Origin of the sequence: Pseudomonas profundi (genome assembly GCF_008638305.1) — a bacterium.
GTDB classification, from domain to species: domain Bacteria; phylum Pseudomonadota; class Gammaproteobacteria; order Pseudomonadales; family Pseudomonadaceae; genus Halopseudomonas; species Halopseudomonas profundi.
The window spans coordinates 453,303-476,595 of the sequence record NZ_VTPZ01000001.1; the positions used below are offsets into that span (position 1 = coordinate 453,303).

Below are 23,293 nucleotides of genomic sequence, written 5' to 3' on the forward strand. Positions count from 1 at the left end.
ACAGGGTTTCCCTGGGGTTGGCGTGCGCCTGCGCGCCGACGGCTCGGGCCGCGTTCGGACTCGCCGACGAGGTTAGCTTTCGGAGTTGGGTGTCCTTACACAGCTTTGGCGTAGCGCAGGCGCGCTACACCCCCAGGCAATTCGCCGCCTAGCGCGGGCGCGCTACTCTCAGGATTGCATTCGCCGCGCAGCGCATTTCATCCAGTCTACAGCGCAAGCACGTAAAAAAGGGGCACCCGCGGGTGCCCCAATGCCCAAACGATCGCATGAATCGCGACCACTTTCCCCAAAGCTTTATCGCACGCCGGACGCCCTGAGGGCTGCTGGAGTGAATTCGTTCATAGAAGGCGTGGTCCCAAACTTGGGCGCTGAGTCTTCTTCGTTGTACATCCCCAATGCTATGTAGCGTCCCGAGAGCAGGTCATAGAGGGTTTCGATGGCGTAGCCTGGCAACTGCTCGTGATAAGCGTGCGCGATGTGACCTTCACCCACCCGCCACAACGCACCACGCCCGTCATAGTGATCAGCCAGGGTGATCAGCCAGGAATCTTCGTCGACGAAGAAGTTACGTTGTGCGTAGATATGGCGCTGTCCATCCTTGACGGTGCCTTCCACCTCCCAGACCCGGTGTAGCTCATAACGGGTATGTTCAGGATTGACGTGGCCTTTCTTGAGGATATCGTCGTACTTGAGCTCTGGGCTGGATAGCTGATAAGCGTTGTACGGCACGTAGATTTCCTTCTTGCCGACAAGCTTCCAGTTATAGCGGTCAGGCGCACCACTGAACATCGAGAAATTGTCTGTGGTACGCATACCATCGGAGGCAGTACCCGGGCCATCATAGGCCACCTGCGGTGCGCGGCGAACACGACGTTGGCCGGCGTTATACACCCATGCCATGCGCGGTTCTTTGACCTGATCAAGGGTGTCGTGAACCAACAACACGTTTCCAGCCAGACGCGGCGGCGCTTCAACCCGCTGTTTGAAGTACAACAGCGTGTTGGCAGCTTTCTCCAGATTCACGTCGGGCATGAACTGCGGATATGCTGCTTCCTCACGGAACTTGATCAGCGTAAAAGAGCCGTTTACCTGCGGCATGGCCTGCGCATAACTGCGCTCCACGTTCTTGCGATAACGGGTAAGGTGATTCCAGACCACCTCGGCGCCGGTTTTCGGGATCGGGAAGGCGAAACTGCCATGGCTGAAGTTATCGATACCGTCGCCGCTATTGACCAGTTGGGCTTGCCCGGCGGTCTGCTTGACCTGCTCATAAACATCCGCAGGGAACGAAACGGTACGATGGCTCTGGTAAACAGGCATCTTGAAGGTGTCCGGGTACCGCTCGAACATGGCGATCTGGCCAGGGGTCAGGTGGTCCTTGTGCTCGTTGTAATTCTGCGCAGTGATCACGAACTCCGGCTCGCTCTTGAGCGGATTGGCCCGAAAACCGCGTTCCAGCTCGGCACCCGCCTCCGGGCTGAGGCCGCCGGTCCACTCGGGGATAGTGCCGGCGGCGTTACCGGCCTTTTCGGCACCGACCGGGGTAAGGCTGTTGCCCAGCTCGGCAATTTCGTCCTGACTCAGCGCCATGACGCCCGTTGCAATCAAGCTGAGAGCCAGCCCGCCTACCCCAATTATTGTTTTGCGAAAATGCATGTTTCGTTCTCCAAACGATGAAGGCCACTCGGATAAATGGCTGTATCTATTCAACTAGAAGCTGACGCCAACGCTTAATGCGGCGAAATCCCGATCTTTGAGAGTATTGTATTTTCCGTCGAAGAAATTGGTGTAGCTGATGCTGGCTGTGTACCGGTTGGCATAATCAGCATTCAAACCCAGGCTCACCGACTTCGCGTCCTCGGTAAAGTTGGGACCATAGCCGGAAACGTCGTGCGACCAGGCGATGTTCGGCGACAGGTTTACGCCAGCAAAAACATTGCTGTAATCGAGCCCGGCACGAATGCGGTAGCCCCACGAAGTGCTGGTCACGTAACCCTCGTCGTCACACCAGCGCCCGGCATTATCAAGCTGATGCGCCAGACACAACCCGCCCGTCAGAGGGCTGATCGGGCTTTGGCCAAACAACGGATCGCGGCCGTAACGGGTGCTGCCGTCCTCACCACTTTCGAGCCCTCCGACATAGTTCACACCGACTTCGCCGAGCAACGCCAGGCGACTCGCACCCAGCACCCGATCAATAAAGTGAATAGCCGATACCTGGGCTTGCCACAGCTCCTTGCGTCGATAGCCGTTGATTTCGTCTTCAGGAGCCAGGCCGACATTCTCGCTGTTGAACACCGGGCTGATTGCACCGTAATCGAAGCCACCGAGAATCGCCCCAGGTAACGCAGTAAGGCTCAGATCGGACGTGTTGATCTGCAGGTTGTAGTTCGGGCGGTAGCTGAGTTCACCTGCTACGGTTGCGCCGCCGACACTGGTCTGGAAGCTGACGCCATACAAACGAATGTCTTCCGGATATTCCAGGAAATAACCGCCAGCGCCCCGCGCGCCGTCTATCCCCGGAACACCCGGCGCGACTGTGTCATAGCCGCGCACAACCGAAAATGAAGGCGTGCGGCTGTGATAGTTCATGGCGTACAGGCCGAACTCGGTGTCGTTCAATGCCGGGACAAACCAGCGCATCGCAACCCCGTACTGGCCGCTATCGCTGGCTTCCCGGTCCTTCATGTAGCGCGTGTTATACATGGCCAACCCGGCGGGGCCGCCTGTGCGTAAAAGCGGGTCGCCGTGGGGCAGATCCACTCCAGCCACCACCAGGCGATCATTACAGCCTTTGGCCAGGGTATCACTGGTCGAGAAGAAAGTGCCGCAGTTATCGACCACGCTGGGCGCCCACTTAAGCTGATAGAACGCTTCAGCGGTGAGATTGGCAGTCAGGCCCTGAGAAATGTACAGCATCTCGACCGGGATCAGACCTTCCTTGATTTCAGCACCCGGACGCCGGAAAGCAGACACATCGATCGGGTTGATGGAATTAATGGAATTACCGATAAACAGACTTTCGCCCCAACTGACCACTTGCCGTCCGAGGCGCACGTTGCCGGGATTAGTGCCTATCGCATAGTTGTGATAAATGAACGCATCCAGCAACTCGACGCCAGAGCCTTTCTGCAGCGGGTTTCTGCCGGAATCGCTGATGTCGTAGAAGTTCTGGTGGCCGTCTTTGGTTTCAAAGTCGTACCAGTATTTACCGCGGAAGAACGCACCGGAATTACCTGCGCGCAGTTCCAGATCATGCGAGCCTTTGAAAATCTTGGAGAAGGCGTCTCCTTTTTCATAATTCAGGCGCCCGTCGTCAGTGGTCCGCGCCGAAGCACGCCCGCCATTATCCGGATGGATGAAATCCTGTTCCGGATCTTCAGTCGCCCAGCTTGCGCCAATTGAAAGCTCTGAATCGAACTGCCCTTCAATACCACCCAGCGTGAAGGTCGCCGCGAAGTTCATAGGGGAAAAAGCGAGACCGACTGCCAACGGGAGCGCGGCAAGTGGCCGGGGTGCAAATGATATTGCCATTGTTTTTATCCTTGTCTTGAGCAACAACCGAGCCCGTTCTTTGACGGGACGCACTCAGACTAGCAGTAAAATGAATGGGCATTCATTGCATGGTTCACAAATAAAAAAGGGGAGCACATGGCTCCCCCTCAAATCACCCAGATGAAGCTACAGCTTAGCGAACACCCGAGGAGCGCAGGGCAGCCGGGGTGAACTCACGGTACGACGGGGTGTAGTTGAACTGCGGAGCGGAGCTCTCCTCGTTATACATCCCCAGCGCGATGTAACGACCTGCAAGCAGGTCATACAAGGTTTCGATACCGAAACCCGGCAGCTGCTCGTTGTACGAATGGCTCACGTGCCCTTCACCCACACGCCACAAGGTACCGCGGCTGTCGTAATGGTCAGCCAGTGCCAGCAGCCAGGAGTCTTCATCAAAGAAGAAGTTACGCTTGGCATAAATGTGGCGCTGACCCTGCTTGACGGTGCCCTCGACTTCCCACACGCGGTGCAGCTCGAAACGAGTGTGCTCCGGGTTGATGTGGCCAGCCTGCAGGATGTCGTCGTACTCTAGGTCCGGATCCGAGATCTTGTAGCTGTTGTAAGGAACGTAGACTTCCTTTTTACCAATCAGCTTCCAGTCATACCGGTCAGGCGCGCCACTGAACATCGAGAAGTTGTCAGTAGTACGCATGCCATCAGACGCGGTACCCGGACCGTCATAGGCAACCTGCGGTGCACGGCGAACACGACGCTGACCAGCGTTGTAAACCCACGCCATGCGCGGCTCTTTCAGCTGATCCAGGGTGTCGTGAACCAGCAGTACGTTACCGGCCAGACGCGACGGAGCATTCACGCGCTGCTTGAAGTAAACCAGCACGTTGGCTGCATCTTCAAGATCAACATCAGGCATGTATTGCGGGTAGGCAACGTCTTCCTGGAACTTGATCAGCGTGTAGGAACCGTTGGTTTGCGGCATCGCCTGTGCGTATTCACGCTGCAGGTTCTTGCGGTAACGGGTCAGGTAGTTCCAGACCACGTCGGCGCCGACCTTCGGGATCGGGAAGGCGAAGCTGCCGTGGGTGAAGTTTTCAATACCGTCACCATTGTTGACCAGCCGCGCCTTACCCGCGTTTTCCTTGACCTGGTCGTACACTTCCTGAGGATAACCGACGCTACGATGAGTCTGATATACCGGCATCTGGTACGTATCAGGATAACGCTCGAACATGGCGATCTGACCAGGGGTCAGTTTCTCGCGGTGCTCCTGATAGTTCTGTGCAGTGATGACAAACTCGGGCTGCTCGTTTTCGTAGGGATTTTCCCAGAAGTTACGCTCCAGCTTCTTGCCAGCATCGGTTGGCAAACCACCAGTCCACTCAGGGATCGTACCGGAGGCGTTGCCGGCCTTCTCGGCACCGACCGGAGTCAGCTCGTTACCCAGCTGGTTGATTTCCGCCTGGGTGACACTTTGCGCCATGACGCTCGTAGCCAACAGGCTGAGAGCCAGACCGCCAGCACCTATAAGAGTTGTTGCTATACGCATATTATTATCTCTCCTGATCCGTTACTTAGAAGCTTACGCCGAAGCTGACAGCTGCGAAGTCGCGGTCGACCAAGGTGTTGTATTTACCATCAAAGAAGTTGGTGTAGCTCAGGCTGGCGTTGTACTTGTTCGCGTAATCTGCGTTCAAGCCGACGCTGACTGACTTCGCGTTCTCGGTGAAGTTCGGGCTATAACCCTCCACGTCATGGGAGAAAGCTACGTTCGGGCTCAGGTTGATGCCAGCGAAGACGTTGCTGTAATCCAGGGATGCGCGAACGCGATAACCCCAGGAGAAGTCAGTGAAGAAGCCGTCGTTTTCGCACCAGGTATCAGCATTGGGAGAACGCTCAGCTGGGTTGGCCGTAGCAGCTTGAGAAGTACAGGATCCATCCAGCGATGGACTTTGGCCAAACAAGGAATCACGGCCGTACTTTGTAGTACCGTTAGCGCTATCAATACCGCCGATATAGTTGGCACCCACTTCACCAATCAAGGCGAGGCGGCTTGCACCCATGACGCGATCAATAAAGTGAACAGCGCTAACGGTAGCTTGCCAGAACTCCTTACGCTCATAGCCTGGGAGATAGTCACCAGCCACTGTGTCAGCACCGAGCCCACGGTGAGTATTGTCTTGGCCCGGAAAAACACCAGGTATACCGGCGGCCAACAGGGCCGTGCGACTTGTGTCACTAGTATTAATCTGCAACGGCATGTTCGGCCTGTAGCTAAGCTCACCGGCTACAGACATTCCACCGATGCTAGTACCGAAACTTACTCCATACAACCGAATATCTTCAGGATACTCTAAGAAGTAACCAGCCTGACCGAGATCCCCTTGGTATCCTGGGATCGGGATACTCAATGCTGCTGCCTCCTCGGGCGTAACCGCGCCCGCGGCAGCTAACCCACCGGGACCAGCAACGCGACCCGCAATATTCGACACTACCGGAGCGCGGCTATGATAGTTCATAGCATAGAAACCAAATTCCGTGTCGTTCAGTGCGGGGGCAAACCAGCGGAACGCCACGCCAAACTGACCGCTATCGCTAGCGTCCTGGTCCTTCCTCGCCCGAGCTATGTAAGTCAGTTCGGGCTGCTCCCCTTGGGGCATATCAACCCCCGATACTACCAACCGGTCTGTACAACCTTTTGCCGCCACGTCACTTCCGAAAAATGTTCCGCAGTTATCGACAACGGTCGGAGCCCACTTAAGCTGATAGAACGCCTCCATACTCAGATTGTCGGTCAAACCCTGAGAGAAATAGAGCATTTCAACTGGCAAGAGGCCTTCTTTGAGCTCAGCCCCCGGGCGCCGGAAAGCGGACACATCCATTGGGTTAATCGAATTGATACCGTTCTGAATGAAGAGGCCTTCACCCCAGCTCACAACCTGCCGGCCCAAACGAACATTACCGGGGTTATTGCCTATGAAATAATTGTGGTAGACGAAGGCATCAAGAAGCTGCACACCCGAGCCTTTTTGAAGCGGGTCGCGGCCAGAATCGCTTATATCATAGAAACGCTGTCCACCATCCTTGGTTTCGAAGTCGTACCAATAGTTGCCACGGATAAACGCACCGGAATCGCCGTAACGCAGCTCTAAATCATGTGAACCTTTGAAAATCTTGGAGAAAAAGTCACCGCTCTTGTAGTTCAGGCGGCCATCATCTGAAGTACGTGCTGCAGCCTCGCCACCGCTGAGCGTGTGGACAAACCGCTTATCGGCGTCAGTAGTCGACACGCTCGCCCCAATCGACATCTGCGAGTCAAATTGTGCATCCACCGGACCGATATTGAAGCTGACTGCGTTGGCAGAACCTGCGAAACTGGCCAGACCGATCGCCAGTGGCAAGGCCGCAAGGGGCCATGCTTTGATTTTTTTTGTCATTGTGCTGCTCCGTTTGGGTGACATGAACCTGTGTATCCTTTGACACGTTCAGGACAGTGGCAGTCTGTCATGAGCCCGACGAAAAAGACTTGCCCGTAAAGGCCAATTTAGTTGACCGAAGCGGTCATTCATGCAATGAATTCGTCTCATCAGCGTGATATTGAGACTTGCGCCGCACCGTCGCTCTGGAGTAGATACAAGCGCGGCGTTAACGAAACGGTGAACTGAGCGCCGGATAGTACGGTCGCTAAAAGTACGCGTCATGAAGCTGCCTGGAACGGGCATTTCCTGACTGAGCAGTTCCGAGAGCCCAGGCTCTGTGGAGCCTTGCAGGTATACAGGAGCAGCATTAGTCGAGTAGCGCATCGCCTATATTTGACGGTAAACCGCGCCGGCTATAGGCTAAACCGATGATACAGAAATGAATTCTGTTATTTTGAACGACAAGGATGACAAATGCCGGAAGCGCTAATGAACTATAACGCTCGGGTGCGCGAACGCCCGTTGTGGGCGTCAGTTGTAGCTCAGGCCTTGCATCACTACGGCATATCGCTGCAGCAGCCCAGCCCAGCCTACACGCTCATGGAAGAAAACCGTGATGCGTCCAGACTCATGGAGCAGCATGCCTGCTCCCTTATATGGGACGAAGCGACCCGACTGACCGAGGATGATCTGTTCGGCATGCGTTTGTATCGCATGTTCTGCCCAACCTCGTTCAATGCTATCGCGCTGATTGCCCAGGCAAGCCCCACCGTCGGCACCGCCCTTAAGAATATCTCGCGCTTCCTACCTGTCGTGACTACCCAGGTAACGGTCGAATTGTGTCATAGCGAGGACGATACCGAGGTTGTGCTGCATCCTTTGGGCAAGCCCCATACCCAACATATGGAAAGCTTGATGGGTTTTCTGGCCCGGCTGTTCAGGATGCTGGATCTGAATAATGAAGAGCTGGTGCGATCAATCCAGCTTGGCCGCATGCCGGGAGAATTGTCCGGTTGCGCCAGGTTGCTGGGCTGCTCTGAATTGACCGTGGGCGACGATTATCGCTTCAGACTGGCCGGGCATTTGTTCACCAGTCCTCTGGCAAGCGCCGATGCATTCCTGCTGTCGAGGTTTACCGATGCCATGCAAGATCTGCTGGCAAGCCTGCCGAGCGACGACCTGGTCGAACAGGTCAAACGGCGAATTCAGCAGCTGCTCGGCTCGGGCGATGTATCGGCTGAACGCATCGCTGCGCCGATGAATATCAGTTCACGACATCTGCGGCGCAAACTGAGCCAGGCGGGGACATCCTACGAGCAACTGGTTGACGAAGTCAGGCGGGATGCAGCGGTACGGATGATTACTGGCGGTGAGTTATCCCTGACCAGCATCGCCTATGAGCTGGGCTTTCTCGACCCGAGCAGTTTTACCCGCGCGTTCCGCCGCTGGACCGACATGAGCCCAACCGCCTTCCGGCGCCAGGTTGTCGCGTCCGAATAGTGGGTTCATTGCTAACTGCGCGGCGCAGGAGCTCACGGGCGTAAACCTGGGGGTGTAGCGCGCCTGCGCTACGCCAATGTCGCGCAGGAACACCAACCTCTGTCGGCGCGTCCGATCGCGGCCCGAGACGCACGCCAACCCCAGGGAAAACCCCGCATGTCTGATCGTGGCGCGAGAACAGCAATCCGTGCCTGGCCCCTGGGGGTGTAGTGCGCCTGCGCTACGCCAATGTCGTGCAGGGACATCAACCTCTGTCGGCGCGTCCGATCGCGGCCCGAGACGCTCACCAACCCCAGGGAAAACCGCCGCGCATCCGATCGTGACCCGACGCGCGCATTCCGAGCCCGCCTCCGTGGGGGTGTAGCGCGCCTGCGCTACGCCAATGTCGTGCAGGAACACCAACCTCTGTCGGCGCGTCCGATCGCGGCCCGAGACGCTCACCAACCCCAGGGAAAACCGCCGCGCATCCGATCGTGACCCGACGCGCGCATTCCGAGCCCGCCTCCGTGGGGGTGTAGCGCGCCTGCGCTACGCCAATGTCGTGCAGGAACACCAACCTCTGTCGGCGCGTCCGATCGCGGCCCGAGACGCTCACCAACCCCAGGGAAAACCGCCGCGCATCCGATCGTGACCCGACGCGCGCATTCCGAGCCCGCCTCCGTGGGGGTGTAGCGCGCCTGCGCTACGCCAATGTCGTGCAGGAACACCAACCTCTGTCGGCGCGTCCGATCGCGGCCCGAGACGCACGCCAACCCCAGGGAAAACCCCGCATGTCTGATCGTGGCGCGAGAACAGCATTCCGAGCCCGCCCCTGGGGTGTAGCGCGCCTGCGCTACGCCAAAGCCGAGCAAGAACACCAAGCCTCGCGAGCGCTACGCCAAATCCGTTATCACTCGGCCCTTTTGATAAACAACAGCGTCATACGATCACTCTCACCGATCGCCATATAGTGCGCTCGGTCGTCATAGCCCAGGCGCAGCGTGGGTGGCAGGGTCCATACGCCCTTGGGGTGATCCTTGGTGTCTTGTGGATTCTGATTGACCGGGCTGCGCGAGGCCAACTCGAAGCCGGCCTCGGTCGCCAGCTCGATAACCAGCGCTTCGCTGACATAGCCGGTCTCGATCATCTGTTCCAGGGAGGTCCCAGGCCGCGCGCTGTGCTCCACCAGGCCAAGATAGCCACCTGGCTTCAGGACCTCATACATCTTGTTGAATACAACCTGAGTCTCCTCCTTACCCGCCGCTAACCAGTTGTGCACGTTGCGAAAGGTCAGTACCCGGTCGGCTATCCCCGGCTCGGCAATGGGGTTTTCCGGATCATAATCCAGCACCGCCAGTTCAACCTTGTCGAACTTGCCGCGGCCCTGCTCCAGTCTTTTCTCGAACTCTGCGCGGCTTTCCCGAAAATAGTCGACAGGACTCTCCGGATCGAAATGTGCAGCGATCAGCCGACCTTCTTCGTGCAACATGGGAGCGAGTATTTCGGTATACCAGCCCTCCCCCGGCCAGATCTCCACCACGGTGTGGTCTGGCATCACCGAAAAGAAGCCCAGCGTCGCCTCCGGGTTGCGGTAGGCGTCACGCATGACATTGGATATCCGCCGTGTCGGATTACCGACTGCCTGGCGGATGGCGTCGCGTTGCTCGAACGACAACTCCGGTGGTGGGGGCGCCATTGCCTTGTCCTGGGCAAAACCCAGGCTCGAGAAGAGTATGGCCGCAGCAGCGATTAACATTTTTGACATGGGTGCATTCCAGCTGGGTGCTTATCAGAAGATCCTAGCCTAACAGGTAGGCGGCGACGATTCCTATGCCAGCCACGGGTTTGGTGGGGTTGTCGAGCCTCGGCATGATTGAGCAGACAGGAAGCCGAGAACTTGGTTCGGACTGGTTTTCGTAGGGGGGGCGCCCTCGCCGCGACGGCGTCCGCAGGATGCCCAGGATTTTGGTGCACTCTGTAATGGCTGGCCTGGCGGCCAGCGTCGTGCCGAGGGCGACACTCCCACGGGTTTGTGCAGCGCGCCACTAAGGGGCATAACTAGAACTCGGTGCCACCGGTCGAAGCTGGCTCTCTGTAGGAGCGGCGCCCTCGCCGCGACGGCGTCCGCAGGATGCCCAGGTTTTTTGAAGCTGTACTCGCTCGAATAATAGAAGGCCTTCATCATCAAAGCTGCTTATGCAGCTCCATTCCATCCGTAGCACATAGTTCACGCCCGGTTTAACTGACTATAAGGTCACTCCACACGCCGTCTGGTACAGCGACCTCCCCTACTTCTAGCAAGGATCAACCATGTTCGAACTCAGCCCCCGCGTTAAGGATCTCAAGCAACAGCTCGAAGCCTTCATGGACGAGCACATCTACCCCAACGAAGCCCTTTTCTACAAGCAAGTCGAAGAAAACCGCTGGGGCGCGCCGGCCATTCAGGAAGAGCTCAAGGCCAAAGCCAAGAGCCAGGGCCTGTGGAACCTGTTCTTGCCTGAAAGCGAGCGCGGCGCGGGTCTAACCAACGAAGAGTATGGCCACCTGTGCGAAATCATGGGCCGCTCTTCCATCGCCCCGGAAGTCTTCAACTGTAACGCGCCGGACACCGGCAACATGGAAACCATCGAGCGTTACGGTAACGAAGAACAGAAAGAAAAGTGGCTCAAGCCGCTGCTGGCAGGCGAAATCCGCTCCTGCTTCTCCATGACCGAGCCTGATGTCGCCTCGTCCGACGCAACCAACATCGAGTGCGAAATCCGCCGCGAAGGCGACGAGTACGTCATCAATGGCACCAAGTGGTGGTCGTCCGGAGCCATGGCCGAGCACTGCAAGATTGCCATCGTCATGGGCAAGACTGACTTCAACGCGCCTAAGCACCTGCAACAGAGCATGATTCTGGTACCGCTTGACACCCCCGGCGTGACCATCGTGCGCGACCTGCACGTATTCGGCTATGACCACGCCCCGCACGGCCACGCGGAAATTCGTTACGAGAACGTACGCGTACCGGCTTCCAACATTTTGCTGGGTGAAGGTCGCGGCTTTGAAATCGCCCAGGGTCGCCTCGGGCCAGGCCGTATCCACCATTGCATGCGCAGCATCGGCGTTGCCGAGCGTGCGCTGGAAGCCATGTGCCGCCGCGCCAATGAGCGTGTTGCCTTCGGCAAGCCGCTGGCACAACACGGCAGCACCGCTGAAAACATCGCCCGCTCGCGTTGCGAAATTGACCAGGCCCGCCTGCTGACCTTGATGGCCGCACGCAGCATGGACCAGTTCGGCAACAAGGTTGCCCGTCAGCAGATTGCCATGATCAAGGCTGTCGCACCGACCATGGCCTGCAACGTCATCGACCGCGCCATTCAGGTATTCGGTGCCAAGGGCGTTTGTCAGGATACCTTCCTGGCGTCCGCTTACGCCAAGGCCCGCACGCTGCGCCTGGCTGACGGTCCGGACGAAGTTCACCTGGGCACTATCGCCAAGCTGGAACTGAAGCGTTACCAGTAAGTGCTACTGCGAGCAGCGCCGGTTGTTTCCATCCCGGCGCTGCCATCCTTACTGATGCACCGTTTTATCGAGGAAGAATCATGAGCAAATTATTTGACCTGACCGGCAAAGTCGCGGTCATCACCGGTTCAACCAAGGGCATCGGTCGCGCTATTGCCGAAGAATATGCCAAGGCCGGTGCCAAGGTGGTCATTTCCAGCCGCAAGGCAGACGCCTGTGACAAGGTGGCCAACGAACTTAAAGAGCAAGGCTTCGATGCGCTGCCGATTGCTTGCCACGTGGGCGACAAGGCCCAGCTGCAGAATCTGGTTGATACCACGATTGCTACCTGGGGCAAGATCGACATCCTGGTGTGTAACGCGGCGACCAACCCGGTGTACGGCCCAACCTCGCAAGTCAGCGACGAAGCCTTCGACAAGATCATGGGCACCAACGTCAAGGGCACGTTCTGGCTGTGCAACATGGTTATCCCGCAGATGGTCGAGCTGGGTGGCGGGTCCATCGTGCTGCTGTCGAGCATCGCCGGCATCCGTGCCAGCGCCAATATTGGCGTATACGGGATGTCCAAGGCAGCCGAAGCCGGCCTAGCGCGCAACCTGTCGCTGGAGTGGGGTCCGAAGAACATTCGCGTCAACTCCATCGCACCCGGCCTGATCCGCACCGATTTCGCCCAGGCTCTGCTGGACGATCCGGACCGCCTCAAGCGTGTGGAAGAAAAACTCCCGCTGCGCCGTGTTGGTGAGCCAGTCGATATCGCCGGTGTTGCACTATTCCTTGGCTCCGCAGCCGGCGCTTACGTAACCGGGCAAACCATTGTGGCGGACGGTGGCGACACTATTACCTGATCCTCCCCATATAGCACCTACATGCCAGGCCCCGACCTGGCATGTTACGTTTAGGCCTGTTCACTTCATTTTGCCTCGGCATGGAAAGTGACCTTATAACCGAAAATATTACAGGACCTGCTAGATGAGCGAAGCAACCCTGATCGACGTGTTACCGGCGCATCGCCTGGACGAAGCAAAACTCGCAGCCTATTTGCAAGGACGCCTGCCTGACGTAGAGCACGGCATCAAGCTTCAGCAATTTCAGGGTGGCCAGTCCAACCCGACCTATCTGATGGAAATCGGCGAGAAGCGCTACGTTCTGCGCAAGAAGCCGCCGGGCAAACTGCTGCCCTCGGCGCACATGGTCGAGCGTGAATTTCAGGTGATCAATGCCCTGGGCCAGACCGACGTTCCGGTCCCCGCTGCCCGTCTGCTTTGCGAAGATCCCGAGGTTATCGGCACCGCGTTCTACGTCATGGACCATGTGGACGGCCGGGTTTACTCGCAGCCGCTGCTGCAGGATGTCGCCATCGAGCAGCGCATGCCGATCCACAGGTCAATGATCCAGACCATGGCCCAGCTGCACAACGTGGATTGGAAAGCGGTGGGGCTGGAATCCTACGGCAAGGCCGAAGGGTATGTGCCGCGCCAGATCAAGCGCTGGAGTGGCCAGTTTGAAGCCAGCCGCACCGGCGATATGCCGTCCATGGACGCGCTGATGGCCTGGCTGCCGGAAAACGCGCCCAAGGATGACCACACCACCATCGCCCATGGCGATTTCCGCATGGGCAACCTGATTCTGCACCCGAGCGAGCCGAAGGTTGTGGCCATTCTGGACTGGGAGCTGGCGACGCTGGGTCATCCGCTGTCCGATCTCGCCTATTGCTGTCTGCCCTACCATCAGCCCGCCAGCGCCGAAGGTATGCGTGGCATGCAGGGGCTGGATCTGAAAGCGCGCAACATTCCCGAAGAGCAGCAGGTGCTGGACTGGTACTGCGAGTTCACTGGCCGCACTGAAGTGCCGGACTGGAACTTCTTCCTGGCATTCTCCCTGTTCCGTTTGGCTGCCATCGTCCAGGGCGTGTACCACCGCGCGCTGCAGGGTAATGCGAGTAACGCCGATGCGCTGGAAGTTGGCAAGCGCGCCGGGTTACTGGCTGACATTGGCTGGGAAATCGCCCAGCGCAAGTAAACCGTACTAATTAGGGCGTAGCGCACCTGCACTACGCCAGATGTCGATTAGAACAATGAGCGAACACAGCCATGAGCAAACCAATCAAGCGCGTCCTGCTGACCAACGATGACGGTTGGCGCGGACCCGGCATGTCCATCATGGAAGAAATCGCCAGAGAAATTGCCGAGGAAGTGTGGATCATCGCCCCGGACCTGGACCAGAGCGGCGTCTCCATGTCGATCACTCTGCATTCGCCGCTGCGCGTGCACCACATGGGCGACAATCGCCTGAGCATCAGCGGCACCCCCAGTGACTGCGTGCTGCTGGCAGTGGGCGAGCTTATGCCCGAGATGCCGGACCTGGTGCTTTCCGGCGTGAATGCCGGCGCCAATATCAGTGATTCGGTGGCCTATTCAGGCACCATTGGCGGCGCGATGACTGCGACACTGATGGGCATCCCGTCCATCGCCCTGTCGCAGGCTTACCACAAGGGCAGTGACATTCACTGGGATACGGCACGCAAGTTCGGCCCCGGCATCGTGCGTGCGCTTCTGGAGAAGGGCTGGCCGACCGATTGCGCCATGAATATCAACTTCCCTGCCTGCACGCCCGAACAGGTCACCGGTGTAGCCACCTGCCGTGCGCGCGCGGGCAGCATCGGCGGAATCAATATCGAATGTCGGCGCGACACCCGCGATGTGCCCTATTTCTGGCTCGGCTTTCAGCGCCAGACCGAGCGCATTATCGGCCTGGATACTGATGTCGGTGCGCTTCGCGCCGGTCGCATCGCCATTTCGCCGCTGCGTTTCGAGCGGGATATCGCCAGTTGGCAGATTGATAACGATGCCGTCGCCCGTGGCCTCGGGATCGAGCCGCAGGCGGAGCGCGACATCGGAAGCGATCCAAGCATCGACCACTGAAGCGTTATCCCCCTTCTGAAAGCTTGCCCTTACTACAGGAGTCAACAATGCAACGTTACAACAACAAGATTGCCCTGATCACCGGTGCCGGTAGCGGGATCGGCCGTGCAACTGCGGTGCGACTGGCAAGTGAAGGTGCCCGGATCATGCTCGTGGACCGCAATAACGAAGGCTTGCAACAGACCCTGTCCGAGCTGCCTGAAGGTGCCGAGGCCATATCGAAAGAAGTCGACGTCTCGGTCGAGGCTGAGGTTGAACAGTGCGTCGCCGACGCCCTCGCCCACTTCGGCAAAATCGACGTGCTGTGCAATAACGCCGGCATCGCTGGCGGGGATTACAGCACCGCACCCGATCAGAGCCTGGAAACCTGGCAAAAAATCATTGCTGTGAATCTGTACGGGGTCATGCTGTTCACCAAGTACGTCAGCCGTCACATGCTTGAGCAGGGCCAGGGCGCGATTGTTAATACCGCGTCAGTGGCCGGCATTCGTTCCGGCGCGGGTGGCAATGCCTACAGCGCCTCCAAGGCTGGCGTAATCAACTTCACCATGACGACTGCCTGCGATCTGGGTGGCTCGAATATTCGCGTCAATGCGGTGTGTCCGGGTCTGGTGGAAACCGGCATGACCAAACCAGTGTTCGATTACGCCCGCGCCAATGACAAAGAAGCCAAACTCGGCGCCCGCTGCGAACTGCGCCGCTACGGCCGCCCGGATGAAATCGCCTCGGTTATAGCCTTTCTGGCCAGCGATGATGCCAGCTACATGACCGGGCAGGCGTTGGCAGTGGATGGTGGGAATACCGCATCGCTGAATTTGCCGGGGATGAAGGTTTGAGTTTTTGCGAGTAGCGAGGAGTGCTTTCTCGGAGGCTGAGCTGGCCGGAGACCTGGCGTAGCGCAGGCGCACTACACCCCCAGGAAGGCGTCGGCTGAGCGCATTATTTCACCGAAGACCTCGGGAGTAGCTCGGTGCGGGCTTACCCCGCTGGCGGCATGCCTCGGGCCGCGTTCGGACGCGCCGACGAGGTTGGTGAGCGCTATGTGGCTGCGTTCAGGCTCCCCTACGAGTCCAGCGTGCGCTGCAAAACCTGGCGTAGCGCAGGCGCGCTACACCCCCAGGGAGGCGCACGGCAGGCGGGACCTGTGACGCAGGAACATGTCTGCCGCCGTATACCCGACCGGGTACCTTGAATTGACCGCCATTAAGGTCGAATATCAATTCAGCACTCCATTTCAGGATCTGGTCATGGTTACTCCCCCTTTATCCATCGAATACACAACCGGCCGCTGCAAATTCAGCGCTTTGCTTTATGGCATTTGCGAGAGCGGTATTTGCGCGATCCTGTTGGGCGATGAGCCGCAGACACTCGTTGAGGATCTCCAGCGACGCTTTCCAACAAGCGAGATACGACAGCAGGATGCCGCCCTCGAATCAGAACTGGCTGTGCTTCTCGCTTACATCGATACCCCCGGATCGACACTTACCGCTTTGCCGCGTCCGTTAGCGCCCTTCGGAACGCAGTTCCAGCAGCAGGTATGGCAGACGCTCAGCCAGGTCGGCACTGGCGAGACGATCACATACAGCGAGCTCGCGCGGCGTTGCGGTCGGCCGACGGCCATGCGCGCCGTGGCCGGCGCCTGCGCAGCTAACCCGCTGGCCATCGTTGTACCCTGCCACCGCGTGCTGCGTAGCGACGGCGGAATATCGGGTTATCGATGGGGCGTTGAGCGCAAGCGTAGTCTGATCGAACTCGAGAAACGCCTCGCCGCCGGGATCTGACATGGCCGGGACGCTTGATCTGTTCGAACATCAACCCGAACCGCCCCAACCACTGGCCGAGGGTGCCTGGCTCCTGCGCGGCTTCGTGCTTGACGATGCGGAACAGCTGTTAACCGACCTGCAACAGGTTGCCGCCAGGGCGCCCTTCCGCCACCAGGTAACGCCCGGCGGATATAGCATGTCGGCAGCCATGACCAGTTGTGGCGATCTGGGCTGGGTAACCGACCGGCACGGCTATCGCTACAGCCCGACTGACCCACTGGACGATCAACCCTGGCCGGCACTGCCTGATTCATTCAAGCAGTTAGCAGCGCGTGCAGCCGAGCGCGCAGGATATCCCGGTTTTGCTCCCCAGAGCTGCCTGATTAACCGCTATGAAACCGGCGCACGTATGGCGCTACATCAGGACAAGGACGAGCAGGATCTTTTCGCACCGATCGTCTCGGTGTCGCTAGGTGCGCCCATCAGCTTTATGTTTGGCGGCCCGACCCGCTCACATCAGCCGGTACGGTGGAAGATCGAACATGGTGACGTGCTGGTGTGGGGAGGCCCAAGTCGTTTGTTCTTCCACGGCGTTGCGCCGCTGGGCAAGCGTGCCGACCATCCACTCACGGGTTCGGTACGCTACAACCTGACGTTCAGAAAGGTGCGCTGAGGCAAACGCAGAACGCGTCTGGCTTGAGTAAAACGCGTATGAATCCGGGAACAGACCAGCGCTGCGAATGCTCTCGCAACGCCGGCAGTCCAGCCAACCGTTAGAAACACTCTCCCGGCATATCCAGCGTAGTGCGGTCTGCACTGCGCAATACTTCTGCCAGTGCCAGGGTCTTGGGCAGTTCATAGCGCAGGAAGTATTCGCAGGTGTTCAGCTTACCCTGATAGAACGCCTGTGGACGCTCGCCGCCCTGCTTGAGGCCGCGCAGTGCCGCCTGGGCCTGACGCAACCACATCCAGCCCACCACGACATGACCGAAAGCTTCCAGGTACAGGTACGCATTGGCCAGCGCGCGGTCGGGATCGTCCTTGCGCAGCGCCCGCAGTGCGGTGGTGATCTCTTCCAGCGTAGACAGCGCGTCACCAAGCAAGGCGCAAGAGGACTGCAACTCGACTTCTGCCTGACATTCACTGATGGTGGCGCGCATGCGCGAGACCAGTGCCAGATAGTACTCACCATCCTTCATGTTGACCTTACGGCCAAGCAGATCCTGTCCCTGAATGCCGTGAGCGCCCTCATGAATCGGGTTCAGACGGTTGTCACGGTAGAACTGCTCAACCGGATATTCGCGTGTATAGCCATAGCCACCGTGAACCTGAATCGCCAGGCTGTTAGCTTCCAGACAGAACTGCGATGGCCAGGATTTGACGATAGGCGTGAGCAGGTCCAGCAGGCCGGCGGCCTCTTCGCGCTTGGCTGCGTCTTCAGCATGTTTCTTCTCGTCGACCAGGGTCGAGGCGAACAGGCACAGCGACAGCCCGCCTTCAACAAAGGCTTTTTGCGCGAGCAGCATGCGACGCACATCGGCATGTTCGATCAGCGGAATCATCGGGCTTTCCGGATCGCGCTCCTTGAGCGGACGGCCCTGGCGGCGTTCGCGGGCGTATTCCAGTGCATGCAGGTAGCCGGTGTAGCCCAGCATGACCGAGCCCAGGCCCACGCCGATTCGCGCCTCGTTCATCATATGGAACATCTGCGCCAGGCCCTGGTGCGGCTCGCCCACCAGATACCCTACTGCCCCGCCCTGCTCGCCAAAGTTGAGCATGGTCGAGGTAGTGCCGCGATAACCCATCTTGTGGATCAGGCCCGCCAGCTGCACGTCGTTACGCTCACCCAGGCTGCCATCTTCATTGACTAGGATCTTGGGCACGATAAACAGGGAAATGCCTTTCACGCCGGGCGGCGCATCGGGCAGTTTGGCCAGTACCAGGTGCACGATGTTTTCGCTCAGCTCGTGGTCGCCAGCTGAAATGAAGATCTTGTTGCCGGTGATCCGGTAGCTGCCATCATCAGCGGGCACGGCGCGGGTCTTGATATCCGCCAGAGACGAGCCGGCCTGCGGCTCGGTCAGACACATGGTGCCAAAGAAGCGGCCCTCCATCATCGGCTCGGCAAAGCGTTTCTTATATTCCTCGCTGCCATGGGCCATGATCAGGTTGCCGGCTGCAATGGTCAGGCCGGCATAGGCCTGGGTGCTGACGTTCGCGCCCTTGATCAAACCGATACAGATCTGGGCGACCGCTGCCGGCAATTGCATACCGCCGCGCTCGTAATCCTGGGAGGCGGCCATCAGCCCGGTCTCACGCAGCACTGCCAGGGCTTCGGAAACCTCGGGGCGGATGACGACTTTACCGTTTTCAAAGCGCGGCTCATCGGCGTCACACAGGTGGTTGTGCGGGGCGAAGGTTTCAGCGCCAACTTTCAGGGCCAACTCAATAGCGGCCTCAAAGGTGTCACGGCTGTGGTCGGTATAACGGGGAAACTGGGTCAGACGTTCAATATCCAGCAGCTCGTAGAGCAGGAAGGATAGATCGTCAGTATTGATGATTTTCTGGGACATGAATGAATCCTCTATATTCACCGCAAGCGACGGGCTTCGCAGCCCTACAAAACAAAACCCGAGCACAGGCCCGGGTTTCGCTTGTAGCGTGCCGCTGCCTTTAGATAACTTCGAACAGGCCCGCTGCGCCCTGACCGCCACCGATACACATGGTGACTACCACAAACTTGGCGCCGCGACGCTTGCCTTCGATCAGTGCGTGGCCCGTCAGACGCGAACCGGTTACGCCGTAAGGGTGGCCGATGGCGATGGAGCCGCCGTTGACGTTCAGGTTTTCCATCGGGATGCCCAGCTTGTCGCGGCAGTAAACAACCTGCGAAGCAAAGGCTTCGTTCAGCTCCCACAGACCGATGTCGTCCATGGTCAGGCCATTGCGCTTGAGCAGCTGGGGAATGGCATAAACCGGACCAATGCCCATTTCGTCAGGCTCGCAACCGGCAACACTGAAGCCACGGAAGATACCCATCGGCTCGATGTTCTGCTGTTCAGCGACCGTACCGTTCATGACCACACACACGGACGCGCCATCAGACAGCTGGCTGGCGTTGCCGGCTGTTACAAAGTGCTCAGGACCGCGTACTGGCTGCAGGCCGGCAAGGCCTTCCAGCGTGGTGTTCGGACGGTTGCACTCGTCCTGGGTCAGGTTGACCTGCTTCTCGCTGACTTCACCGGTTTCCTTGTCCTTGACCAGCATGGTGGTCTGGTAAGGCACGATTTCGTCTGCGAACTTGCCACTTTCCTGGCCGGCTGCAGTGCGCTGCTGGCTGATCACCGAGTACTCGTCCTGGGATTCGCGGCTGACGTTGTAGCGGGCAGCAACGATGTCGGCGGTCTCGATCATGGACAGATACAGCTCAGGCTTGTTCTGCTTGATCCACTCGTTAACGCCTTTGTACATGTTCAGCTTGTCGTTCTGGCACAGGCTGATCGACTCCACACCACCGGCGACGATCGCCGGAATTTTCTCGCTGACGACACGCTGGGCGGCGATAGCGATGGACTGCAGACCGGAGCTGCAGAAACGGTTGATCGACATACCGGCAGTGGTCACCGGCAGGCCGCCGCGGATAGCCGCCAGACGCGCCATGTTCTTGCCCTGCGCGCCTTCGTGGAAGGTCGCACCGAGGATAACGTCTTCAACGATGGACGGATCGATACCGGCGCGCTTGACTGCGTGCTCGATGACGTAACCGGCCATGTCGACACTGTGGGTGTTGTTCAGGGCACCGCGGTAGGATTTGCCCAGCGCGGTACGGGCCGTGGATACGATAACTGCGTCAGTCATGATGTAGCTCCTGTTTAGATAATGTAAGCCGGGCGTACTGACCCCGGCAGGGATCAAGCCGACTGCCCCTGTCTCTCGCCCCAGCGGGCCAGTGTTTCCCGGGCTTCTCGGTAGGGTTTCAAACCCATCCAGAGCAGCGCCACCGAACCCAGGGTGATAACTGTTGCAACAATAAAGATTGAATAACGGACGGCCGCGTCGTCATTGAAAACGAAATCGGTAAACATGGCGACAGCGGTCGGACCAATGCCCAGGCCGATCAGGGTGATAGTGAACAGATAGATGGCAGACGCCTGGCCACGCATCGCGTTGGGCATGACTTCCTGAATCGCTGCAGGCGCGACACCAAAAGGCATAGCCACGGTGAAGACGTTGAAGAACATCAGGAACCAGACCAGATTCAGATCAGCGACCAGGTACACGACGTTAAATGGAATCGTCAGGATTGCCGCCAGCAGACCGACCCGCATGTTCGAGTCAGTGTAGCCCCGACGTGCCAGATAGTCAGCCAGCCGCCCACCGAAGACGATACCCAGAGAGCCGGCGACCATCACGATGGAGCCGTAATACATCCCCACTTCGCCAGCCGTCAGGCCGTGGTTGCGAATGAAGAAGGTCGGAATCCAGGCTGAAGCGCCATATGACGCGAAGGACAAGCAGGCAAAGCCAATGTTATGACACAGCACGGCTTTGCGGATGCTGACCAGGTAGGCGCCAACCTCTTTCAACGGCACAGCCACACCAGCGCCGATGCCTTTGCGGGTCGGCTCCTTGATTGCGAACAGCACCAGGCAGAAAGCGACGCCAACGCCACCGAGCATCAGGAATATAAGCTGCCAGGGTCGCACCAGGCCGATGATCGGCAGCACGACGTCGCCCTGAGCATTGGCAAAGGTGATCACCATGCCGCCAAGCAAGAACGCCATGCCGGCACCAAGATAGATACCCATCGAATAGACGCTGATGGCCGTAGCACGCTTTTCCGGCGGGAAGCTGTCAGCCATCAGCGAGTAGGCCGCAGGCGACAGGGCGGCTTCGCCAGCCCCCACGCCGATACGGCAGAGGATGAAATGCCAATACTGCTGAGCCAGGCCGCAGGCGGCTGTCATCAAACTCCAGACCAGTACACCCACGCCAATCAGACCCCGACGGCTTTTGCTGTCGGCAACGCGCCCCAGGGGAATACCGGCGATGGTATAAAAAATCGCAAAGGACAGGCCCATCAGCAGACTCATCTGCGTGTCACTGATCGCCAGATCACGGCGAATCGGCTCAACCAGCAAGTTCAGAATCTGCCGGTCGACAAAGGACAGAACGTATGCCATCAGCAGTATAGAGACGGTAAACCAGGCACGGCCACTTGAAGGATACAAGCTGTTGTTATGAGGCACGTCGCGCTCCCGCACAGGGGTAAAAAGACCAATCAGGAGACTATCAGGTTCGCAGTGCGGAAGTCGATTCCGAAATATTTGCATTAACAGAGGCGATGCGTACCCATTAGCGACGGCTATGGGAGCTGCCCGCCCGTCTCGATTAATAGAAGTATTGGAATTTTTTCTGCAGTGATGCCTCCAACGACAGAGAGCTCAATATGCGGCGAACGTGCGATCCGTATGGTCACTGCGCGTTCGTTGAATCCACCCGAGAGCGAACGGAGATATCCATGGTTGCGTCCCACGACCTCTATGAAGATTTGCAGATCAGCAGAGAAGACATTCAAAAACGGCGGGAACAGGATAGCAAGCTAGACAAGCTACTGGACGAATACAACGACCTTGATAACCAGGTACTTGCTGGGGAATCCATCTCCGCAGGCAACGCTGAGGATGATGCGGTACAGGAACTCAAGGAGAAGCGGCGCGCAGTCAAGGACCGTATTGCCCATCACCTGCAAGGCGGCCAAGGGTAGCCGAAACCACATCCGCGCTGGTCTCGCGACGCAATTGATCGAACAGCCCCCGAGCTTCCGGAAACTGTTGCGTCAACATGGCCAGCCATTGCTTAAAGCGTCCCGGCGCATGCCGTGGCGCCACGCGTTCCTGGGTCTGGCGGAAGAAATCCGCGAACCATGGCTGTAAAGAGTGCCAGCTCATGCGGGCGATGTCCTTTCCAGCTAATTGTTGGCGAATTTGGGCCGCCAGATCCGGGCACACCACCAGGCCGCGACCGATCATCACGGCATCACAGCCGCTGACGTCGCGGATCCGCTGGTAATCTTCATGGGTCCAGACATCACCGTTAGCGACCACCGGCACATTCACCGCTTCGCGTATACGCGCCAACCACTCCCAGTGCGCGGGTGGCTTGTAACCGTCGACCTTGGTGCGTGCATGCACAGCGATTTCCGCGGCGCCTGAATCGGCCAGAGCCTGAGCACAGTCCAGCGCCAGACTGGTGTCGCTGTAACCCAGGCGCATCTTGGCGGTGACAGGTATCCCTGCAGGCACAGCAGCACGTACCGCAGTCACGATTCTGGCAAGTACTTCGGGATCGCGCAGCAAGCCCGCCCCGCCACCGTGTCGATTGACGGTCTTGGCCGGGCAGCCAAAATTCAGATCCACCGCCGGCGCCCCCATCTCCGCCAACATCCCTGCATTGAATCCCAGCCACTGCGGATCGGACCCAAGCAGTTGCGGATGCACCGGTACGCCGGCCCGCGTGGTCCAACCGCTCAGGGCTTCTGGCACGATCCGCAGGATGGTGCCCTTGTTCAACGGCCCTTCCGTCACCCGAATAAATTCGCTGACGCACCGATCGATGCCGCCAATCCGCGTCAGAATATCGCGCATGGGTGCATCCACCAGCCCCTCCATGGGTGCCAGGATGATCATATCGT

Annotated in this window: 18 protein-coding genes; 9 read left to right on the forward strand and 9 right to left on the reverse strand. The window is 58.6% G+C overall.

Going from position 1 to position 23,293, the window contains the following annotated elements; genetic code table 11:
* Positions 1-294 precede the first annotated feature (294 nt).
* From FZE95_RS02050 to FZE95_RS02065, 4 genes are all read right to left on the reverse strand, one after another.
* On the reverse strand, positions 295-1,656 hold the full coding sequence (locus tag FZE95_RS02050) for a DUF1329 domain-containing protein (protein ID WP_150299137.1): 1,362 nt from the start codon (positions 1,654-1,656) through the stop codon (positions 295-297).
* Positions 1,657-1,710: 54 nt separating this feature from the next.
* Positions 1,711-3,534: a DUF1302 domain-containing protein gene (locus tag FZE95_RS02055; protein ID WP_150299138.1), complete on the reverse strand. Its 1,824-nt coding sequence runs from the start codon at positions 3,532-3,534 to the stop codon at positions 1,711-1,713.
* Positions 3,535-3,688: 154 nt separating this feature from the next.
* Positions 3,689-5,059 (reverse strand): DUF1329 domain-containing protein, encoded by a 1,371-nt coding sequence (locus FZE95_RS02060; protein ID WP_150299139.1) that lies wholly within the window; start codon positions 5,057-5,059, stop codon positions 3,689-3,691.
* 25 nt (positions 5,060-5,084) lie between these two features.
* Entirely contained in the window at positions 5,085-6,947 is a 1,863-nt protein-coding gene (locus FZE95_RS02065) for a DUF1302 domain-containing protein (RefSeq protein ID WP_150299140.1), read from the reverse strand.
* Positions 6,948-7,418: 471 nt separating this feature from the next.
* Between FZE95_RS02065 and FZE95_RS02070 the strand changes: the two genes are divergently transcribed.
* A complete protein-coding gene (locus FZE95_RS02070; RefSeq protein ID WP_190324460.1) occupies positions 7,419-8,429 on the forward strand; it encodes an AraC family transcriptional regulator in 1,011 nt (336 codons plus the stop codon).
* An 889-nt stretch (positions 8,430-9,318) separates the two neighbouring features.
* Here FZE95_RS02070 and FZE95_RS02075 read toward each other — a convergent pair.
* A complete protein-coding gene (locus FZE95_RS02075) occupies positions 9,319-10,173 on the reverse strand; it encodes a class I SAM-dependent methyltransferase (protein ID WP_223824929.1) in 855 nt (284 codons plus the stop codon).
* Between the two features lie 545 nt (positions 10,174-10,718).
* Here FZE95_RS02075 and FZE95_RS02080 point away from each other — a divergent pair.
* The 7 genes from FZE95_RS02080 to alkB all read left to right on the forward strand — a co-directional run bounded on the left by FZE95_RS02080 (position 10,719) and on the right by alkB (position 17,272).
* A complete protein-coding gene (locus tag FZE95_RS02080) occupies positions 10,719-11,915 on the forward strand; it encodes an acyl-CoA dehydrogenase family protein (RefSeq protein WP_150299142.1) in 1,197 nt (398 codons plus the stop codon).
* A 77-nt stretch (positions 11,916-11,992) separates the two neighbouring features.
* Positions 11,993-12,760, forward strand: coding sequence for an SDR family NAD(P)-dependent oxidoreductase (locus tag FZE95_RS02085; protein ID WP_150299143.1), 768 nt, complete (start codon positions 11,993-11,995; stop codon positions 12,758-12,760).
* 124 nt (positions 12,761-12,884) lie between these two features.
* Entirely contained in the window at positions 12,885-13,934 is a 1,050-nt protein-coding gene (locus tag FZE95_RS02090) for a phosphotransferase (protein WP_150299144.1), read from the forward strand.
* 71 nt (positions 13,935-14,005) lie between these two features.
* Positions 14,006-14,836, forward strand: coding sequence for a 5'/3'-nucleotidase SurE (gene surE, locus FZE95_RS02095; RefSeq protein ID WP_150299145.1), 831 nt, complete (start codon positions 14,006-14,008; stop codon positions 14,834-14,836).
* A 47-nt stretch (positions 14,837-14,883) separates the two neighbouring features.
* Positions 14,884-15,672 carry an SDR family NAD(P)-dependent oxidoreductase gene (locus FZE95_RS02100; protein ID WP_150299146.1) on the forward strand — a complete coding sequence of 263 codons (789 nt, stop codon included), beginning with the start codon at positions 14,884-14,886 and terminating at the stop codon, positions 15,670-15,672.
* 411 nt (positions 15,673-16,083) lie between these two features.
* Positions 16,084-16,617 carry a methylated-DNA--[protein]-cysteine S-methyltransferase gene (locus FZE95_RS02105; protein ID WP_190324464.1) on the forward strand — a complete coding sequence of 178 codons (534 nt, stop codon included), beginning with the start codon at positions 16,084-16,086 and terminating at the stop codon, positions 16,615-16,617.
* Between the two features lies 1 nt (position 16,618).
* The gene (gene alkB / locus FZE95_RS02110) at positions 16,619-17,272 is read left to right on the forward strand and encodes a DNA oxidative demethylase AlkB (protein WP_150299148.1); all 654 of its coding nucleotides are present in this window, start codon (positions 16,619-16,621) and stop codon (positions 17,270-17,272) included.
* A gap of 100 nt (positions 17,273-17,372) precedes the next feature.
* On the opposite strand, the gene FZE95_RS02115 is transcribed toward alkB, so the two are convergent.
* From FZE95_RS02115 to FZE95_RS02125, 3 genes are all read right to left on the reverse strand, one after another.
* Complete coding sequence (locus FZE95_RS02115) at positions 17,373-19,172, reverse strand: acyl-CoA dehydrogenase (protein WP_150299149.1); 1,800 nt, start codon at positions 19,170-19,172, stop codon at positions 17,373-17,375.
* A 100-nt stretch (positions 19,173-19,272) separates the two neighbouring features.
* Positions 19,273-20,457, reverse strand: coding sequence for an acetyl-CoA C-acyltransferase (locus FZE95_RS02120; protein WP_150299150.1), 1,185 nt, complete (start codon positions 20,455-20,457; stop codon positions 19,273-19,275).
* A 53-nt stretch (positions 20,458-20,510) separates the two neighbouring features.
* Positions 20,511-21,848: a spinster family MFS transporter gene (locus FZE95_RS02125; RefSeq protein ID WP_150299151.1), complete on the reverse strand. Its 1,338-nt coding sequence runs from the start codon at positions 21,846-21,848 to the stop codon at positions 20,511-20,513.
* A 272-nt stretch (positions 21,849-22,120) separates the two neighbouring features.
* Between FZE95_RS02125 and FZE95_RS02130 the strand changes: the two genes are divergently transcribed.
* Complete coding sequence (locus FZE95_RS02130) at positions 22,121-22,366, forward strand: DUF465 domain-containing protein (protein ID WP_150299152.1); 246 nt, start codon at positions 22,121-22,123, stop codon at positions 22,364-22,366.
* On the opposite strand, the gene FZE95_RS02135 is transcribed toward FZE95_RS02130, so the two are convergent.
* Entirely contained in the window at positions 22,323-23,288 is a 966-nt protein-coding gene (locus tag FZE95_RS02135; RefSeq protein WP_190324480.1) for a tRNA dihydrouridine synthase, read from the reverse strand. The two genes, FZE95_RS02130 and FZE95_RS02135, sit on opposite strands and share 44 nt — an antisense overlap.
* Positions 23,289-23,293 lie beyond the last annotated feature (5 nt).